The sequence below is a fragment of the Staphylococcus sp. M0911 genome, from assembly GCF_003491325.1.
Classification (GTDB): Bacteria; Bacillota; Bacilli; order Staphylococcales; family Staphylococcaceae; genus Staphylococcus; species Staphylococcus warneri_A.
The window spans coordinates 2,287,634-2,307,844 of sequence record NZ_CP022881.1 but is presented as its reverse complement, the minus strand read 5'-3'; the positions used below and the strand labels follow the sequence as shown (position 1 = coordinate 2,307,844).

Here is a 20,211-nt window from a genome sequence, read left to right as displayed (position 1 = left end):
TATGACAGAGTGTTATGAAGTTTTGGCCATCCAATATTATCTCAAAATAAATTTTGGTTTTAGTAGTATTAACTTGTTAAAACATAACTTTTAAAAATTTTGGAATAGCCTATATGATTGTTTATCTTTCATTTAATCAATTAGTTTTCATTTATCAATTGCTTAATGAAGTGTCTAGATTTACTTAAAAAATAATGAGTTGATGAATTAAGTAATAAAGTTTAGAAGTATCAAGATTAGCATTTAAAATTAATATAGAAATTTAAAAAAATTTGTAAATTGATGCTATTTGTAAATATTAAAGGTAAAAAGAAAATGTCGCATATATATAGTAGAAATGAGTTTTATATATGAATCAATTCGATAAAAATATTATATTTGTAATCATAATGTCATGAAATACAAACACCATATTCATATTAAGAGAGTATAATACTTATTGTATAAAAAATCCGAGAAACAAATAGAGTATTTGAGGAGGAATAAGTAATTGAATAAAAAAATTATTGCTGCAATTGTTGGGACAAGTGCAGTGAGTGCTATTGCAGCAACACAAGCAGACGCAGCAACGACACACAAGGTTAAAAGTGGCGAATCTCTTTGGTCTATATCTAGTAAATATGGAATATCTATTTCAAAATTAAAATCGTTGAATCATTTATCTTCTAATATAATATTTCCAAACCAAGTATTAAAGGTATCAGGTTCAACTAGTACTAGTAAACCAAGTAGTTCATCATCTACAGGAACAAGTTCGTCTACATATACAGTAAAAGCAGGGGACTCAGTATCATCAATAGCCGCTAAATATGGCATGAGTTATCAAAAATTAATGAAATTAAATGGTTTAAAAAGCTTTTTAATTCATCCAGGACAAAAATTAAAAGTATCAGGTACAGTTAGTACTAGTAAACCAAGTAGTTCGACATCAACAACTGGAAGTTCATCAACATATACTGTTCAAGCGGGAGATTCATTATCATCAATAGCTGCTAAATATGGTACAACTTATCAAAAAATAATGAGCCTTAATGGATTATCTAATTTCTTTATTTATCCAGGACAAAAATTAAAGGTATCAGGTACTGCTTCTACATCAAATAGTAGCTCAAATACAGCTAACTCAAGTAATAATGGTTACAATACACCAGTATTTAATCACCAAAACTTATATACATGGGGACAATGTACATATCATGTATTCAATCGTCGTGCTCAAATTGGAAAAGGCATTAGCACATATTGGTGGAATGCAAACAATTGGGATAACGCAGCAGCAGCTGATGGTTACACAATTGATGGTAAACCAACAGTAGGTTCAATCGCTCAAAGTGATTCAGGATACTATGGCCATGTCGCTTTTGTAGAGCGAGTTAATAGTGATGGTAGTATTTTAGTTTCAGAAATGAACTGGGCAGCGTCACCAGGTATTGTGACATATAGAACAATTCCTTCATATCAAGTGAATACATATAGATATATTCATTAATATCATCTTATATGAACATAGAACTACTGATTAAGTTTAATTACTTTTTCGGTAGTTTTTTTAATTGATCAAGCAATCATTATTATATTTTAGAAGAAAATCACACAGTAATTACATGGTTTATACCGTGCAGGCATCTAGGAGGACAACAACATGAAAGCACTAATTACGGGTGGGGCTGGTTTTATCGGTTCACACATAGCGCACAAATGTATTCAAAATAATATTGAAGTACATGTAATTGATAATTTATCAACTGGTCGTATTGAAAATATACCGTATGTAAAAAAAGAGTATTTCTATCAAGAAAATATCAATAATTTGAAATTTGTCTCGGACTTAATTAAAAAAGAACAATTTGATTATGTCATTCATTTAGCAGCTATGGTGAGCGTCGTGGAAACAGTTCAACAACCGGGACGATCTAACCAAGTGAATATCGATGCTACGTTGAATATTTTAGAAACACTCAGGTTACAGCATTCTAATGTAAAAAGATTCTTGTTTGCATCATCTGCAGCCGTTTATGGACAATTAGAAGGGTTGCCTAAAGCGATTCATTCACGTATTGATCCAAGGTCTCCATATGCAGTACAAAAATATGCTGGAGAAAGCTACGCTAAAATTTATCATCAATTATATCAATTACCTACCGTTTCATTACGCTTCTTCAATGTGTATGGTCCTAAACAAAATCCATATTCTGATTATTCAGGGGTCATTTCAATTCTTAATCACAAATTTAATCATAAAGAGACTTTCACATTTTATGGAGATGGTTTGCAAACGCGCGATTTTATTTATATTGATGATTTAGTTGAAGCATGTTGGTTAGTATTACACAATGACAACGTTAATGGCAATGTTTATAATTTAGGAACTGGGAAACAAACGACCTTAAAGCAGATGGTCAACATATTTGAACAGCATTTTAATTATAGTATTCCATACGTTTATGATGAGGAAAGAGTTGGAGATATTAAACATTCATATGCAGATATTTCGCCAATTCAAAGTTTAGGATTTAACCCTCAATATTCTGTTGAAAAAGGAATCCAGTCTTATTTAGAATATCAATCATAAAATATCCTCCTTACTTTGCATTAATAACAAAGTGAGGAGGATATTTTTAAATTGCCTTTAACGCTTCGAGTAATTGCTTATAATGTTTAACAGCTGATGAGTAATATAGTTTTTCATTATTTTCAACTTTAGTGAGAGGTTGTTCGATGATTTGAGTCATATAGTTGGCTAATTGATTAATATTATTCGCTTCAACTAAGTATCCGTTTTTAGCATGATCGATAATTTCATTAGGGCCATACATAACGTCATATGCAATAACAGGACACCCCATAGAAATACTTTCCATAATAGTGAGTCCGAATCCTTCATAGCTACTTGTTAATAATGACGCTTTGGATTTTTTAAATTCGGCTAATGGACTAGAAGTATATTTATGAATGGTAACTTGACTATTTAATTGATTTGCATCGATGATGTCCTGCATCATAGCTTTTTGGTTATCTTCATCTCTGCCATATAATGCCAATTTTGTCTGATGCCCGCTTTTAAGAAATTCTATATACGCTTTTAAAAGATGATCTAATTGTTTTTCTTTACTAAAGCGACCTATAAATACAAAGCGATCTTCAACATTTTCATTATCAATAGATTTGTTTGTTTCAATAAAGTGTGGAATAACCGCAAATTGTTTATCTGGAATAGGATACATGTCTTGAATATCCACTTTTTGTTGTTGCGTTAAGACTATAAATTTTTCAACATTTTCTTTATGTTCAAATGCGTATTTGAAAGATTTTTTTATTTGAGTCCCGGATAAATGAGAGCTGTGTAACACTAGTATATTTCGAGTATGATGTGATTGTGCCAGTAATGGATCGTCTAAAAGTCTTGCATCACTGAAAACAATGTCTCCATCTTTGAATTTATGTTCGAAATAATATTGTGCGAATGCCTTGTCATCGGAGAAAGTTTGATATACTTTTCCATCTTTGAACAGTTTAACTAAATTGACGCTATTTTTTTTATTGTCTTTAAAATGACGTTCGCAGTACATTTCACCGTTTGGATAATACATCATTTCTTGGCTTTTCTTTGTAGAATTTTCATAATAATTAATAATTCTATGCAAATAACCATATGAATTATATTCACTTCGTTTTGTTTTCAAGCCAGTTTCAGGAGCAATGACATCTTCGTAACGTAAGATTGAATTATTATTGAAATATTTTCTGTAACGCACTAATTGATTATCTTGATAATAATGTATCTCATGATTTTGAGTATTCTTTTTAGCTTTAAGTCCAGAAATACGTTTTGGTATTTTATTGTATTTTGGTTTATTGAAGAATTTTGTTTTGGGTACGTCGTAAATTTTATAATTTGTTAACCATTCATAAATGTTTTCGAATTCTATGTTTTTAGTGACTTTATGTTCTTCTAAAAATGTTTTATAAATATTTGGATAGTTTCTATTATAGTTTGTCGTCAAAATTTTAGTGGGTACATTAAATTCTTCATCTATCAATTTAATCCTTCTTAATAAAGCTTGGGTTCTACCGCCATGTGAGGGAGGTAAGGTGGATGTAATCGTGTAAATCATTTGGTAAACTCCTTTCAGTAATACCGCAGCGATTCGTTAATTTATACTTTGTGAAATATGAAACATAATAACTTTGAATTATTGTCATGTTAATGTCTATGAATAAGAATTACAAATATTTTGATATTTATAAATCTACAGAATTGAAGTATTTATAAATTTTATGAACATACCACATATAACAACGTGTGATTTTGAGTGTGATGAGGTTAAAGGTTTAATTAAAAAAGTCTGAATCCTCACATGAGAACTCAGACTATTACTATCTTAATTTATATAAAAAGAATATGTTTAGTATTCATTTTTTACTTTTCTAAAGCTTGTAAATAAACGTGCACCATTAATAGCGAATGATACTAATGCACCTAATTTACGGAATTTATAAGGAGATTTAATAGATACATAAAAATCTAATAATGTACCTAATGTACTTAGGCCCAATGATAAGTATACGAGTTGCTTATTTTTAGCATCATATTTAATACCATTATAGCCATCAACAATAAATCCTGCGATTCCGAATAAATTTGATAAGCGTGTTGCGCTTGATTTTTTTGCCATTATTTTACCTCCAATGCATTTGGGTGTTACTTTATCCCAATTCAAACATAGTTATTAATATTGATTACCCATATTCTATTGATTATACACTAAAATTTATAAAATGATGAGGAGAAAGATTTTGCGAAATTATGATAACATAAAACTAAATATATTTTGATGTTAGAAGTATTTGCAGAAAGGAGTTAAGTTATGATTAAATGTGTTTGCTTAGTAGAGGAAACAGAAGATCAAATATTACTTGTACAAGTACGTCATCGTGAAAAATATTATTTCCCGGGTGGTAAAATTGATGAAGGAGAAACACAATTACAAGCTTTAAAAAGAGAATTGAAAGAAGAATTAAAGCTAGAACTGTCAGATAAAGAATTGTCTTATATAGGTACAGTCGTTGGAAAAGCATATCCTCAAGAAAATATGTTAACAGAGTTAAATGGCTATCGAGCAACAGTATCAATTAATTGGGATAAGATACATACGCATAATGAAATTACTGATATTAAGTGGTTTGATAAAAATGATTCAGAGTATATTGCACCAGCAGTTTTAACTTGGATAAAAGAAATGTCAGGTCAATAAAAGGAGACAATATGGAAATAAAAGCATATCAACCACAATTTTTTGAAGCTGTTCAATCAATACAACTCTCTGAAGAAGATTCACGCTATACAAAAACACCGTTGGAAAACTTGGAGTCTGCTAAAACGAATGAAAATAGATATCCAACATTGGTTATGGAAGGACAACAGTGTGTTGCATTTTTCACTTTACATGAAGGAGATGGACCAGCACCATATTCTACTAATCCAAAAGCGATTTTCTTTAGATCATTTACTGTTGATGCACGATACAGGGGTAAAGGTGTAGGGAAACATGTCATCCATCAACTGAGTACTTATATAAAGCATTTCTATCCACATATCAATGAAATTGTATTGACTGTAAACATCGATAATCCAAGAGCCATCCATTTATATGAACAAGCTGGATATTATCATATAGGTGAGTCAACGATGATAGGGAAGCCTGTGTATGTAATGTCATATCCATTATAAAAAGCAGCATATAGGACGTTTGTAACAACCTCCTTATATGCTGCTTCATTTTATTTGATAGCAGTTGATTGTCTTTTAATTAAAAAAGCAGTTACCCAAGCTGTGATAGGAATACTAATAGCAACAGCAATACCTCCGAATAGAATTGAAATAAATTCTTGGGCAAAGATTTTCGAGTTGATAATATGACCAAATGAATAATTTAATTTGAAGAACCAAAAGAATAATGTCAATTGGCCTCCGAAATAAGCTAAATATATAGTGTTTGCAGATGTTGCTAGAATTTCTCTACCTACACGCATGCCTGATTGAAATAATTGATGTTGACTTAAATTTGGGTTAGTATCATTTAATTCATACATGGGTGAACTGATGGTGATAGCTAAATCAATGACAGCAGCGATCACAGCAAGCACAATAGTAAATATCATGAATTGAACCATATCGATGCCGATATTCATAGAGTATACATATGTTTCGTCTTGTTGTTCTGTCGCGAAGCCTTGTAAATGGCCTACGTTCACTGAAATATATATAGCTAGAATTAATATAAGCGTTGTGATGATTGTACCTATAAATGCGGCTTGTGTTTTAACATCGTACCCATTTAACACGAATAGATTACATGCTGCGACAACGATACAGAATATCATAGTTGTGATATATATCGGTACACCAAAAATAATCATTAAGATACTAATGACTAAAACGATGAAGTTTAAAAATAATGTCGCAAATGACACGAGTCCTTTTTTACCTCCGAAAATAATCATCAGCACTAGTAATATCAAGCCTAATATTGTTATTGCACTCATCGATTTTCACCTCGCATTTTAAGCCATAATTCCATTAAACCGATAGTGGTTGGGATGGTTAAAACAATCCCAATACCCCCTATCAATGCACGAGCAACTTCTAATGACCAATTCATAGAAATGGTATATGTAATGGTATTGGCATTTTTTAAATATATGAGAAACATAGGTAAACTACCAGATAAATAAGAGAATAATAAAATGTTTGTCATCGTCCCCATAATATCTTGGCCAATATGTCTACCTGCTAGGGCCCATCTCCTCATACTAATTTGAGGTGTTCGTTGCAATATCTCATTCATCCCACTAGCAATAGTGATTGCAACGTCCATAACAGCTCCAAGTGAACCAATTAATACTGAAGCTAAAAAGACCTCTTTCGGTGGTAAGGTTAAAAAACTCATTGTTTCATATTTAATACCATTGCCATGAGTGAATCGTATAACTAACTCAGCGATACCTATACAAAGAAACGTACCTACAAGTGTAGAAACAATGGTAATCAGTGTTCGCATTCGCCAGCCTGTAACTAGTAATAGAGTCAATGTTGTTGAAACAATCATTGCTATAACCATCAATGTGAATAAACTCGTATTTGGCATTTGATAATGAATATAAATCGCACCTAAAACTGCGATTGAGTTCAAGATGAGTGAAAGTATCGATTGTAAACCTACTTGTCTGCCTACAATTAATATCGTGATGAAGAAAATGCCTGTGATAAGAACGACTAATCCATCGCGCTTTTTCTCAATGATATCGGCGTCGCTCGGATTTTTAGAAATATGTAATAAAACTTTATCGTTTTTAGTAAAACGTTCTGAATCAACTTGTGATTTAACAAACTCGTTAGTGATTGTTGTTGATTTACCTTCAAATTTACCGTTTAATATTCTAACGGTAAGTCGGTCTTTGTATTTGATGTCTTTGTTATGTTGATCGTCAGATACATGTTGTGTGCTCAATCTTTGAACATCTGTTATTTTACCGATAGGCATTTGATAACATTTTTCATTAAAGAAAGTGAATATAAATAAACCTAAAAATATGATGATGAATGCCATAACGACCCAATAAAATTTATTTTTGAAAAAAGTATTGAATTGCATTCAATAAACCCCAATTCTTCTATGAAATAATAGAATGATTATACGCTTAATTAAATTAGATTTCAAAAATAAACCGAAGCGACCTTTTGAATACTGTTAATCCTAACTTGACCTTATATTTAATGGTACGTAGATGTTTTATTAAACAATACTTGTATCGTTTGTAAAGCAACAGGTAAATCGGGTTTATGATTTCCTTTTTTAGTAATCACACAAATCGTACGTTTTATTTCAGTGTGACTGAGAGGTATTTTAATCCATTCATTTGAAGGACTATCTAAAGAAATATTTTGAGGTGTAATCAAAACACCTCTTTCTTTTTTTAAAAGGTATTGAGCTAATTGTTTATCTGATATTGTACGTATGTCTGAAGGTAATTTTTCTTTAATTGATTTTGGTAACACGGTTAGACAAAAGACATTTTGTAAATGCAATTGAGATAAATGAGGTTGCAGTGTTAAGGCGATAGGGTCTCTCTTGTTAGTATATAAATTATAATGTTCTTCGAATAAAGCAGTCATATTTAAATCAGAATGTTGCTTAATTTCATCAGTCAGTTCAAGGATCCCTATATCTATTTCTCCTTTTAATACGTTATCCAAAATGTCATTGTCTTGACTCAAATTAGGGATAACTTGACTTTCTGATTGTTCTTCAAAGATTTGAATGAGGCGACCTAATTTATGGGAAGCTTCACTTTCACTATAGGATAAAAATATCTTCTGATTACTTAATGTCTGTTGATGTTGAAATAATTGTATTGTTTGATCTAATTGATCCAATATTTTAGTGGCTTCCGTTAATAGTTGTTTGCCTTCAGATGTTAATAAGATATTTCGTCCTTGTCTTTTAAATAAGTTAACGTTTAATTCTTTTTCTAACTGAGTCATTTGACGACTTATGGCTGATTGGGCAATATTTAATTCTAATGCAGCTTCAGAAATATGTTCTCGTTTAGCTACTTCTACAAAATATTTAAGTTGTTTGATTTCCATCATTTCAATCCTCACTTTTAGCTACTTCTGCAACTTATCCAACATTACATTTGACACTTATTATAACAGTTTGGTTGTTAATTGTTCTAATTTTTAGATAAATATTATCTAATTTATATATTGAACAGATGAAACAATTACATTATATTAATGATTACTAAATATTAATTGTCAGAAAATTCTAAAAGGGAGTGTGCATCATGTATAATGAGAAGCTAAAAAAGGGATTATACGATTATCGTGAGGAACATGATGCTTGTGGTATTGGTTTTTACGCTAATATGGATAACATTAGATCACACGATGTCATTGAAAAATCATTAGAAATGTTATGTAGATTAGATCATAGAGGTGGTATCAGTGCTGATGGAATGACTGGTGATGGTGCAGGTATCATGACCGAAATTCCCTTTAAATTCTTTGAACAGTTGCATGATTTACCACTACCCAATGAAGGTGAATATGCAGTAGGGCTATTTTTTTCAAAAGAACGTGTGATTGGAAGTAAGCATGAGACGGTGTTGAGTCACTATTTTGAAGGTGAAGGTCTCGGTGTCATAGGTTATCGTGATGTACCAGTTAATAAAGAGGCAGTTGCACAGCATGTAGCGGATACGATGCCTTTTATTCAACAAGTGTTTATCGATATTCGTCACGCTGAAGATATAAATAAACAACTTTATTTAGCTCGAAAGCAAATAGAATATTACGCTGAACAAGAAGGGATAGAATTATATTTTACAAGCTTATCTCACAAAACCATTGTCTATAAAGGATGGCTACGTTCTGATCAAATTAAAGGGCTATATTTAGATTTAACACACGAAGCCTATCAATCGAAACTTGGTCTAGTACATTCAAGATTTAGTACAAATACATTTCCGAGTTGGAAACGTGCACATCCTAATCGACTACTTATGCATAATGGTGAGATTAATACAATTAAAGGTAATGTTAATTGGATGCGTGCACGTCAAAATAAATTAGTACATACACTTTTTGGTGAGGATCAACATAAAATACATCGTATCGTTGATGAAGATGGTAGTGATTCATCAATCGTTGATAATGCATTAGAGTTTTTATCTTTGGCAATGGAACCGGAAAAAGCTGCCATGCTATTAATACCAGAGCCATGGCTCTATAACAAATCGAATAACAAAGATGTACGTTCGTTTTATGAATTTTATAGTTACTTAATGGAGCCATGGGATGGACCTACAATGATTTCATTTTGTAATGGGGATAAGATAGGCGCATTAACAGACCGTAATGGTTTGCGTCCTGGTAGATATACCATCACGAAAGATAATTTCATCGTCTTTTCTTCTGAAGTTGGCGTAATAGATGTTGATGAATCAGAGGTTGCGTTTAAAGGGCAATTAAATCCTGGAAAATTATTATTAGTCGATTTTAAGAAGAATAAAGTTGTTGAAAACAATGAATTGAAATATGAAATTGCTAGTGAACATCCGTATGCAGAGTGGCTAAAAACAGAAAAATATGAAGCGCATATAGATCATGTGAAATACAGTTCAACTGAATATGATGATGAAACATTATTTAAACTACAACGTCAATTTGCGTATACAAAAGAAGAAATGAATAAGTATATCGTTGATTTAGTTTTGCAGAAGAAAGATCCTATTGGTGCTATGGGATATGATGCACCTATTGCAGTATTAAATGATAGACCTGAAAGCTTATTTAATTATTTTAAACAGTTATTTGCTCAAGTTACTAATCCACCTATTGATGCTTACAGAGAAAAAATTGTCACAAGTGAAATGTCTTATTTAGGTGGCGAAGGCAATCTATTGAAACCTGATAAAGCAGTACTTCATCGTGTTCAACTTAAAAAACCAGTATTAACAGAGGCTCAATTAGAAGCTATTGATACTGAGAAGTTTAAAACGACTTATGTTTCAACTATATATCATGATGATTTAGAGACTAGTTTGAAACGATTATCTGATGAAGTGATTCAATATGTGAAAAATGGTTCTGAAATTATCGTATTAGACGATAGTTTGCTAGCGTCAGAATCAGGATTTGCCATGCCAATGTTACTAGCAATGAGCCATGTTCATCAATGTTTGATACGCGAAGGTTTACGTATGGAAACAAGTTTAGTTGCAAAATCTGGTGAGACACGTGAAGTGCATCACGTAGCATGCTTACTAGGTTATGGGGCAAACGCAATCGTGCCATATTTAGCTCAACGAACGGTTGAACAACTCACAAATGATGGCAAATTACATGGTACAGTAACATCGAATGTCGAAACGTATACAAACGTGTTATCAGAAGGTGTTATTAAAGTAATGGCTAAAATGGGAATATCAACAGTTCAAAGTTATCAAGGTGCACAAATATTTGAAGCGGTTGGGATATCACAAACTGTTATTGATAAATATTTTACAGGGACACAATCTAAAATCTCTGGTATTAACATTCAACAAATTGATGAGGAAAATAAAGCAAGACAAGAGTCGCATTCAGATTATTTAGCGTCTGGTAGTACTTTCCAATGGAGACAACAAGGACAGCATCATGCTTATAATCCTAAAACAATTTTCTTATTACAGCATGCTTGTCGTGATAATGACTATGACTTATTCAAACAATATTCCGATACGGTTAATCAACAGCGCCAAGATTTTATTCGTCATTTATTAGAATTTAAGACTTGTAAACCTATTGATATATCAAAAGTTGAGCCTGCTTCTGAAATTGTTAAACGTTTTAACACAGGTGCAATGAGTTATGGATCTATATCAGCTGAAGCACACGAAACATTGGCGCAAGCGATGAACAGTCTAGGAGGTAAAAGTAACAGTGGTGAAGGTGGAGAAGATCCTTTACGCTATCAACCTCAAAAAGACGGTAGTAATAAAATTAGCGCAATTAAACAAGTTGCCTCTGGAAGATTTGGCGTAACGAATGACTACTTACAACATGCAAAGGAAATACAGATTAAAGTAGCACAAGGTGCTAAACCTGGTGAGGGTGGTCAATTACCTGGTTCTAAAGTATATCCGTGGATTGCCGAAACAAGAGGATCTACGCCGGGTATCGGTCTCATTTCACCACCACCGCATCATGATATATATTCTATCGAAGATTTAGCGCAATTGATTCATGATTTGAAAAATGCAAATAAAGAAGCGGATATTGCTGTTAAATTAGTGTCGAAAACAGGTGTGGGAACCATTGCATCAGGGGTAGCAAAAGCGTTTGCAGATAAAATTGTCATCAGTGGCTATGACGGTGGAACAGGTGCTTCGCCTAAAACTAGTATTCAACATGCGGGTGTGCCTTGGGAAATAGGTTTGGCTGAAACACATCAAACTTTGAAATTAAATGATTTACGAAGTCGAGTAAAGTTAGAAACAGATGGTAAATTGCTTACTGGTAAAGATGTAGCGTATGCATGTGCGCTTGGAGCGGAAGAATTTGGATTTGCAACAGCACCTTTAGTGGTTTTGGGATGTGTTATGATGCGTGTTTGTCATAAGGATACATGTCCAGTAGGAGTTGCTACTCAAAACAAAGATTTACGTGCTTTATTTAAAGGAAAAGCACAACATGTTGTACATTTTATGTATTTTATTGCAGAAGAATTACGTGAAATACTTGCATCATTAGGATTGAGAACAGTTGAAGAATTAGTAGGACGAACAGACTTATTACAACGTTCTTCTCATATTAAACCAGGAACAAAAGCAGCATCTGTTGAAATCGAACGATTAATCAACATAGCTGATGGTCCTAATACTAAGGAAATAGCACAGAATCACCAATTAGATGAAGGTTTTGATTTGAATTATCTATATCCAGATGCCAAACAAAGTATAGAGGCAGGTCATGCATTTTCAGGAAGTTATACCATTAAGAACGTTCAACGTGATGTTGGCGTGATTACTGGTAGTGCGATTGCTAAACAATATGGGGAAAAAGGATTACCAGAAGATACGATTTATGTTAATACGGATGGCCATGCTGGTCAAAGTTTGGCTGCTTTTGCGCCAAAAGGATTAACGATACATCATAATGGAGATGCCAATGACTATGTCGGTAAAGGTTTGTCAGGTGGTACAGTCATTGTACAAGCACCTAATTCATTACGTGAAAATGAAATCATAGCAGGAAACGTATGCTTCTATGGTGCATCAAAAGGTAAAGCTTTTATTAATGGTAAAGCCGGAGAACGTTTCTGTATTAGAAATAGTGGTGCCGATGTGGTAGTTGAAGGTATTGGTGATCATGGACTTGAATATATGACAGGCGGCCACGTATTAATACTTGGCGATGTAGGAAAGAACTTCGGTCAAGGTATGAGTGGTGGCGTAAGTTATGTATTTCCAAGTGATATCAGTCAATTTAAGACGCAACATGCACTTAATACTTTGGAATTTAGTGAAGTTATGTATGACGAAGAAATGCAGTTTATTAAGAAAATGCTTGAGAGTCATGTGAAATATACACATAGTTCAAAGGCGCAAGATATATTACAACATTTCGATGACATAAAAAATCTAGTTGTCAAAGTGATACCTAAAGATTATAAATTAATGATGCAAAAAATTGATATTCAATTACGTCAACATAGTAGAAAAGACGATGCTATGTTAGCGGCATTTAATGATAACAGTTCAAGTGTTGATGAGACATTAAAACCAGCAGTAGTTTATTAAGAAAGAGGGATTATCATGGGCGAATTTAAAGGGTTTATGAAATATGAAAAGCAAGCATTAGCAGAATTGTCTTTGATTGATCGTCTTTCAAATCATCATGCATTTCAACAACGTTTTACAAAGGAAGATGCATCTACTCAAGGGGCGAGATGTATGGACTGCGGTACACCTTTTTGTCAAAGTGGATTATCCTATGGTTTTGAAACGATAGGATGCCCCATCGGCAACTATATTCCGGAATGGAACGATTTAGTTTATCGAGGAGATTTTAAAGCAGCATACGATAGACTTAGTGAAACGAACAATTTTCCAGAATTTACTGGACGTGTATGTCCAGCACCATGCGAACAATCATGTGTGATGAAAATTAATCGGAATTCAGTAGCTATTAAAGGAATTGAACGTACAATTATTGATGAAGCATATGAAAATGGATGGGTTAAGCCAAAATATCCTGAAGCGGATAGAGGGCAAAGTGTTGCTATCGTAGGAAGTGGACCAGCTGGGTTGACAGCAGCTGATGAACTTAACCATAGAGGCTATAAGGTCACAGTATATGAACGAGCTAAGGAACCCGGTGGCTTATTGATGTATGGTATTCCTAACATGAAATTAGATAAAGATGTGGTAAGACGTCGTATTAAATTAATGAAAGAAGCTGGCATTCAGTTTAAAACTGGCATTGAAATTGGTGTCGATATCAGTCGTGAAGATTTAGAATCAACATATGATGCTATTATTTTATGCACAGGTTCACAGAATGCTAGAGATTTACCGTTAGAGGGACGTATGGGTTATGGTATTCACTTTGCAATGGATTATTTAACAGAACAAACACGATTTTTAACTGGTGAAATTGACGAAGTAACTATCTCAGCTAAAGATAAGAATGTCATTATTATTGGTGCAGGAGATACGGGGGCAGATTGCGTGGCAACAGCGTTGCGTGAAAATTGTAAATCCATTGTGCAGTTCAATAAGTTTACGAAACTTCCTGAAGAAATCACTTTTGAAACCAATACATCGTGGCCACTTGCCTTACCAGTATTCAAAATGGATTATGCACATAAAGAATGTGAAGCGAAATTTGGTAAAGAGCCACGTGCATATGGTGTTCAAACAATGAGATATGATGTGGACGATACTGGGAAAGTGAGAGGGCTTTATACACAAATATTAAGAGAGACTGAAGACGGTACGGTGATGGAAGATGGACCAGAACGATTTTGGCCAGCAGATTTAGTTATACTTTCCATTGGCTTTATAGGTACTGAAATCACCATTCCACAATCATTTGGTATTAAAACCGAACGAAACAAAATTGTGGCTAATGACAAAGACTTTAGAACGAATCATTCGAAGATCTTTGCTGCTGGGGATGCACGAAGAGGACCTAGTCTTGTTGTATGGGCTATTAAAGAAGGTAGAGCCGTAGCTGATGCAGTTGAAACGTATTTAAACCAAGAAATTCTAGTGTAAAAAAGAATTGACTTTTAATGAACACTATTATATGATAATTATTGTGTTCAATGGAGGAATACCCAAGTCCGGCTGAAGGGATCGGTCTTGAAAACCGACAGGGCCTTAACGGGCCGCGGGGGTTCGAATCCCTCTTCCTCCGCCATTAGAATTTTAAATCCAAGACTAATAGATATAAAAGGCAAGTATTCATTTTATGATGAGTATTTGCCTTTTTTATTTGCCTTTTTATATAGCGACGTTAAGACGGAATTGAACAACGCAGTGCTGACAGTTTTATATGCCTAATAAAGGGGCAGTTTTTAATTGAAACGTGACTCATTTGTGTCTTTGAAGTAAAAGATTATATGAATTTAGTTGAAAGCCTTTACATAACTTGTCTAGACAAGTTATACTTTGTGTAAGATAACAAAGGAGTGAGGGCTATGGCTGTAAAAAAACAAGATGTAAAAGCCATTGTAGATGCAATTGGGGGGAAGGAGAACCTAGATACTGCGACACACTGTGTAACAAGACTACGGTTAGTATTAAAAGATGATAATAAAGTAGATAAAGATGCGTTGAGTGATAATCCATTAGTAAAAGGACAATTCAAAGCAGATCATCAGTATCAAATTGTTATTGGGCCGGGAACGGTAGATGAAGTTTATAAACAATTTGTAGCAGAAACAGGAGCAGAAGAAGCTTCAAAAGACGACGCTAAACAAGCTGCAGCTAAAAAAGGGAATCCAATTCAAAGATTGATTAAATTATTGGGGGATATATTTATACCAATCTTACCAGCGATTGTAACAGCTGGGTTATTAATGGGGATCAATAACATTTTAACTATGGAAGGGTTATTTGGTCCTAAAAAGTTAATAGACATGTACCCACAAATTGCGGACATTTCAAATATAATTAATGTCATCGCAAGTACCGCTTTCATTTTCTTACCTGCTTTAATTGGTTGGAGTAGTATGCGTGTATTTGGAGGAAGTCCAATTTTAGGATTGGTTTTAGGGCTTATCTTAATGCATCCGCAACTTGTATCACAATATGATATTGGTAAAGGGCATATACCAACTTGGAATTTATTTGGCTTAGAAATTAAGCAGCTTAATTATCAAGGACAAGTTTTACCAGTATTATTAGCAACATATGTGTTAGCTCAATTAGAGAAAGTACTAAACAAAGTTGTACATGATTCTATTAAGATGCTCGTAGTTGGACCGGTAGCATTGTTGATTACAGGTTTCTTAGCGTTTATAGTTATAGGACCTATTGCCTTAATATTAGGCACAGGCATTACAAATGGCGTGACTTATGTATTTGAACATGCAGGCTGGTTAGGTGGCGCGTTATATGGTTTATTATATGCACCACTTGTAATAACAGGTTTACATCACATGTTCTTAGCCGTTGATTTCCAATTAATGGGTAGTAGTTTAGGCGGTACATATTTATGGCCAATTCTAGCGATTTCAAATATTTGCCAAGGTTCAGCGGCATTTGGTGCATGGATTGTCTATAAACGTAAGAAAATGGTTAAAGAAGAAGGACTTGCGTTTACTTCAGGTATTTCAGGTGTATTAGGCGTAACTGAACCAGCTTTATTTGGTGTGAACTTACCATTAAAATATCCTTTTATTGCGGCCATTCTAACTTCAAGTGTACTAGGTGCTTTCATTGGTGCTCACAAAGTATTAGGTAGTGTTGGTGTAGGTGGTTGGCCTGCATTTATCTCAATCAAAAGTGAATTTTGGTGGATCTATCTTCCAGCTACATTAATTGCGACAATTGTTCCAGCTGTGTTAACAATAGTATTTTCAAGATTTAGTAATCAAAAAGCTAAAAAGATGGTCGACACATCTAATTCATAAAAAAGTAAAGCGTTCAAGTTGATTAAACCTCTGAGCGCTTTTTATTTTCATATAATACATAAAGGTGGTTTAACAATGAGTGAACAAGACTGGAGAAAATCAGTTGTTTATCAAATATATCCCAAATCATTTAATGATACGACAGGCAATGGTGAGGGTGATTTAAAAGGTATTATTGAGAAACTAGATTATTTACATTTTCTAGGCGTAGATTACATATGGTTAACGCCAATTTATGAATCGCCTATGAACGATAATGGGTATGATATTAGTAATTATCTTACTATTAATGAACAATTTGGTACTTTAGAAGATTTTAAAGTTTTAGTGAAAGAAGCTCATCGACGAGATATTAAAGTAATGATGGATATTGTGATTAACCATACATCAACAGAACATCAATGGTTTAAGGAAGCCATTCAATCTAAAGATAGTCCTTATCGAGACTATTATTTCTTTAGACATTCAGAGGATGGACCGCCCACAAATTGGGAATCCAAATTCGGAGGTAATGCATGGCAATATGATGAAAAAAGTGATGACTATTATTTACACTTATTTGATGTTACTCAAGCAGATTTAAATTGGGATAATCCAGAAGTTAGACAAGCCCTTTATCAAATTGTCAATTATTGGATTGATTTTGGTGTGGATGGTTTCCGGTTTGATGTGATCAATCTTATTTCCAAAGGTGAATTTAAGGACTCTGACAAAATCGGAAAAGAGTTTTATACGGATGGACCCAAAGTGCATGAGTATTTACATGAATTGAATCAACATACATTTGGTAATAAGAATATGATGACTGTCGGTGAAATGTCGTCTACTACCATTGATCACTGTATTAAATATTCTAATCCAGAAAGAAAAGAATTGAGTAGTGTATTTAATTTCCATCATTTAAAAGTAGATTATCCTGACGGTGAAAAATGGGCTAAGGGTAGTATGGATTTTCAACAACTTAAAAAAATATTGATGGATTGGCAATTAGGTATATATGAAGGTGGTGGCTGGAATGCGATATTCTGGTGTAATCACGACCAACCACGTGTAGTTTCACGCTTCGGGGATGATAGTTCTGAATCTTTACGTCAAGCAAGCGCTAAAACATTAGCCATCTCACTACACATGCTACAAGGGACACCATATATTTATCAAGGCGAAGAAATTGGTATGACCAACCCTCATTTCAATTCAATAGATGCTTATAGAGATGTAGAATCATTAAATGCTTATGATTATTTGAAAAATCAGGGATACAACGAGCAAGAAATTTTAGAAATATTAGATCAAAAATCACGTGACAACTCTCGTACGCCAATGCAATGGAATGCAACAAATCATGCAGGTTTTACAACTGGAGAACCTTGGATTTCTATTCCTCAGAACTATCACCATATTAATGTGGAACAAGCAATGAAAGATTCTGAGTCTATTTTACACACATATAAAACATTGATTTCATTAAGACATCATCACGATATAATAACTTATGGTAATATTGAACCGATGTATATGGAACACGAACAATTATTTGTATATCGTCGTCATTATCGCAATCAAACTTGGTTGGTTATTGCTAATTTCTCTAAAGAACCTGTATTATTACCTGAAGATTTAGATGTCTCAGGTGATGTAATTATTCAAAATGGAATATTAGAGCAACGTCAAATGTCAGGCTTTGGTGCAATTGTGGTTGAAACGGCGAAGTAATTTTATGTAAAAAGAGGATCTCAACATGACTCAAAAGAAATTCATTACTATTTATGAACAGTTAAAAAATCAGATTTTATCAGAACAATACCAATATGGTGATCAAATACCGTCAGAGAATGAATTGGTATCTAATTATGGGACGTCTAGAGAAACGGTTCGTAAAGCGCTGGAGCTGTTAGCGAATGATGGCATGATTCAAAAGATTAGAGGAAAAGGGTCTGTTGTTATATACCAAGGAATCACTGAATTTCCGTTTTCAGAGTTGATTAGTTTCAAAGAAGTACAAGATCAATTAGGCTTGAAACACCATACTGAACTTATTGTTAACGAAGAAGTTAATGCAGGCGATTATGAAAGAGTAAGGTTAGCATTAGGATTAAAAAATGATGATATATTGCTTCATGTTATTCGCGCACGTTCAATTCAAGACAAGGTGAAAATCTTAGATGAAGATTTTTTCTTGAAATCTGTAGTTACATCTATTCCTAATAGCGTTGCGAAACAATCTATATATAACTATTTAGAAAATGATTTAGAGCTAGATATCAGTTACTCAAGTAAATCTATTACTTTTGAACCATTTTCAAGATTAGACTATGAGATGTTTGGCGATATTAACCCTCCTTATACAGCGACAGTGCGAAGTACAGTATATTTAAAGGATACGACACAGTTTCAATATAATATATCTAAACATCTTGCGACTGAATTTAAATTTAAGGAGTTTTCAAGACGTCGAGAAAATTTATTGCAATAGAGTCGAAGCTGAACGAATTTATGATAGATATTTATAGTTGTAAGATTTTAAGCTTGCAAACATAATAGTAATTATAGTATTATAAATCTTACCGTGCTAGGTGGGGAGGTAGCGGTTCCCTGTACTCGAAATCCGCTTTATGCGAGACTTAATTCCTTTGTTGAGGGCGTATTTTTGTGAAGTCTGCCCGAAGCACGTAGTGTTTGAAGATTTCGGTCCTATGCAATATGAACCCATGAATCATGTCAGGTCCTGACGGAAGCAGCATTAAGTGGACTCTCATATGTGCCGTAGGGTAGCCGAGATTTAGCTAACGACTTCGGTAACGTTTGTGATATACGTTCGATTCAAAGGTGCACGGTTTTTAAATTTATAAATAATAATATCGAATATAGATTTGAGCGACTTGTATGATGAGTCGCTCTCTTTTTATATAAATAGATAAATGTGACATAATTTGATAAAGTTATAACGATAAAACAAACGAAATAGCTAATGACGTAAATGGTGGTGTAAAGATGCAAATCTATTTGAGTACCTTAACAGAAGTGGATTATGAAGAATCATTAAATAGTATTGAAGCAAATTACGATGAACAACCGGAAGCAAGTTGGCAGGAAAAAGCGCTTGTTAAAACATTAAGAAAGTCAGATGACTATAATTATGAGTTAGAAGTAATAGCGAAGAACGAACAAAATGAAGTGATTGGACATATCATGCTTGTCGAAGTCAGAGTGATTTCAGAAGAGAAAACATATACCGCTTTGACTGTCGCGTCACTATCAGTAAAAAAGGAATTAAGAAATCAAGGATTAGGTAAAGCACTAGTCCAAGCTGTTGAAGAACGTGCGAAGTCAGAAGGGTACACTACTATTGTAGTTGATCGAGAAACATCATACTTTACTCAATTAGGCTATCAATTAGCAAATGACTATAATTTATATTCTAAGGATGAAGATGTCACGCAGCCTTTATTAGTGAAGTTTCTATGGGATAATTTAACAGACCAACCAATTGGACAAGTAAAATATCCAAGTATTATGCGTTAAA

General features: G+C 33.5%; 15 protein-coding genes, 1 tRNA gene and 1 other RNA gene. 12 read left to right on the top strand and 5 right to left on the bottom strand.

Annotated features, from left to right (window positions below):
* Nucleotides 1-490 precede the first annotated feature (490 nt).
* A complete protein-coding gene (locus ssp1_RS11225; protein WP_075778953.1) occupies nucleotides 491-1,489 on the top strand; it encodes a LysM peptidoglycan-binding domain-containing protein in 999 nt (332 codons plus the stop codon).
* A gap of 153 nt (nucleotides 1,490-1,642) precedes the next feature.
* The gene (locus ssp1_RS11220; RefSeq protein ID WP_107536077.1) at nucleotides 1,643-2,572 is read left to right on the top strand and encodes an NAD-dependent epimerase/dehydratase family protein; all 930 of its coding nucleotides are present in this window, start codon (nucleotides 1,643-1,645) and stop codon (nucleotides 2,570-2,572) included.
* A gap of 46 nt (nucleotides 2,573-2,618) precedes the next feature.
* Here the strand turns inward: ssp1_RS11220 and ssp1_RS11215 are convergent, their stop codons facing one another.
* Both ssp1_RS11215 and ssp1_RS11210 read right to left on the bottom strand, forming a co-directional pair.
* Nucleotides 2,619-4,115: a glycosyltransferase gene (locus tag ssp1_RS11215; RefSeq protein ID WP_075778951.1), complete on the bottom strand. Its 1,497-nt coding sequence runs from the start codon at nucleotides 4,113-4,115 to the stop codon at nucleotides 2,619-2,621.
* Between the two features lie 291 nt (nucleotides 4,116-4,406).
* Nucleotides 4,407-4,676: a hypothetical protein gene (locus ssp1_RS11210; protein ID WP_002451933.1), complete on the bottom strand. Its 270-nt coding sequence runs from the start codon at nucleotides 4,674-4,676 to the stop codon at nucleotides 4,407-4,409.
* Nucleotides 4,677-4,868: 192 nt separating this feature from the next.
* Between ssp1_RS11210 and ssp1_RS11205 the strand changes: the two genes are divergently transcribed.
* Together ssp1_RS11205 and ssp1_RS11200 are read left to right on the top strand one after the other, a co-directional pair.
* Nucleotides 4,869-5,255 carry an NUDIX domain-containing protein gene (locus tag ssp1_RS11205; RefSeq protein ID WP_075778950.1) on the top strand — a complete coding sequence of 129 codons (387 nt, stop codon included), beginning with the start codon at nucleotides 4,869-4,871 and terminating at the stop codon, nucleotides 5,253-5,255.
* A gap of 11 nt (nucleotides 5,256-5,266) precedes the next feature.
* Nucleotides 5,267-5,731, top strand: coding sequence for a GNAT family N-acetyltransferase (locus ssp1_RS11200; RefSeq protein WP_002451935.1), 465 nt, complete (start codon nucleotides 5,267-5,269; stop codon nucleotides 5,729-5,731).
* Nucleotides 5,732-5,781: 50 nt separating this feature from the next.
* Here ssp1_RS11200 and ssp1_RS11195 read toward each other — a convergent pair whose 3' ends face one another.
* The 3 genes from ssp1_RS11195 to gltC form a co-directional block, all read right to left on the bottom strand.
* The gene (locus ssp1_RS11195) at nucleotides 5,782-6,546 is read right to left on the bottom strand and encodes a YibE/F family protein (protein WP_002451936.1); all 765 of its coding nucleotides are present in this window, start codon (nucleotides 6,544-6,546) and stop codon (nucleotides 5,782-5,784) included.
* Complete coding sequence (locus ssp1_RS11190) at nucleotides 6,543-7,655, bottom strand: YibE/F family protein (protein WP_107536076.1); 1,113 nt, start codon at nucleotides 7,653-7,655, stop codon at nucleotides 6,543-6,545. The genes ssp1_RS11195 and ssp1_RS11190 overlap by 4 nt, the downstream gene beginning before the upstream one ends.
* Nucleotides 7,656-7,774: 119 nt before the next feature.
* Nucleotides 7,775-8,650 carry a glutamate biosynthesis transcriptional regulator GltC gene (gene gltC, locus ssp1_RS11185; RefSeq protein ID WP_037552498.1) on the bottom strand — a complete coding sequence of 292 codons (876 nt, stop codon included), beginning with the start codon at nucleotides 8,648-8,650 and terminating at the stop codon, nucleotides 7,775-7,777.
* Between the two features lie 200 nt (nucleotides 8,651-8,850).
* Here gltC and gltB point away from each other — a divergent pair, with 200 nt between their 5' ends.
* The 8 genes from gltB (at nucleotide 8,851) to ssp1_RS11145 (ending at nucleotide 20,210) form a co-directional block, all read left to right on the top strand.
* Nucleotides 8,851-13,347 carry a glutamate synthase large subunit gene (gene gltB, locus ssp1_RS11180; RefSeq protein ID WP_107536075.1) on the top strand — a complete coding sequence of 1,499 codons (4,497 nt, stop codon included), beginning with the start codon at nucleotides 8,851-8,853 and terminating at the stop codon, nucleotides 13,345-13,347.
* Between the two features lie 15 nt (nucleotides 13,348-13,362).
* Nucleotides 13,363-14,826, top strand: a complete 1,464-nt coding sequence (locus tag ssp1_RS11175; RefSeq protein ID WP_049425207.1) for a glutamate synthase subunit beta — start codon at nucleotides 13,363-13,365, stop codon at nucleotides 14,824-14,826.
* Nucleotides 14,827-14,878: 52 nt separating this feature from the next.
* Nucleotides 14,879-14,971: transfer RNA gene (locus ssp1_RS11170), tRNA-Ser, on the top strand.
* 280 nt (nucleotides 14,972-15,251) lie between these two features.
* Nucleotides 15,252-16,688 carry a PTS system trehalose-specific EIIBC component gene (gene treP, locus ssp1_RS11165; protein ID WP_075778041.1) on the top strand — a complete coding sequence of 479 codons (1,437 nt, stop codon included), beginning with the start codon at nucleotides 15,252-15,254 and terminating at the stop codon, nucleotides 16,686-16,688.
* Nucleotides 16,689-16,763: 75 nt separating this feature from the next.
* The gene (gene treC, locus ssp1_RS11160) at nucleotides 16,764-18,401 is read left to right on the top strand and encodes an alpha,alpha-phosphotrehalase (RefSeq protein ID WP_075778040.1); all 1,638 of its coding nucleotides are present in this window, start codon (nucleotides 16,764-16,766) and stop codon (nucleotides 18,399-18,401) included.
* 25 nt (nucleotides 18,402-18,426) lie between these two features.
* A complete protein-coding gene (treR, locus tag ssp1_RS11155) occupies nucleotides 18,427-19,161 on the top strand; it encodes a trehalose operon repressor (RefSeq protein WP_075778039.1) in 735 nt (244 codons plus the stop codon).
* A gap of 91 nt (nucleotides 19,162-19,252) precedes the next feature.
* Nucleotides 19,253-19,522: signal recognition particle sRNA large type (gene ffs, locus ssp1_RS11150), an RNA gene on the top strand.
* 157 nt (nucleotides 19,523-19,679) lie between these two features.
* Complete coding sequence (locus ssp1_RS11145) at nucleotides 19,680-20,210, top strand: GNAT family N-acetyltransferase (RefSeq protein WP_049425478.1); 531 nt, start codon at nucleotides 19,680-19,682, stop codon at nucleotides 20,208-20,210.
* Nucleotide 20,211 lies beyond the last annotated feature (1 nt).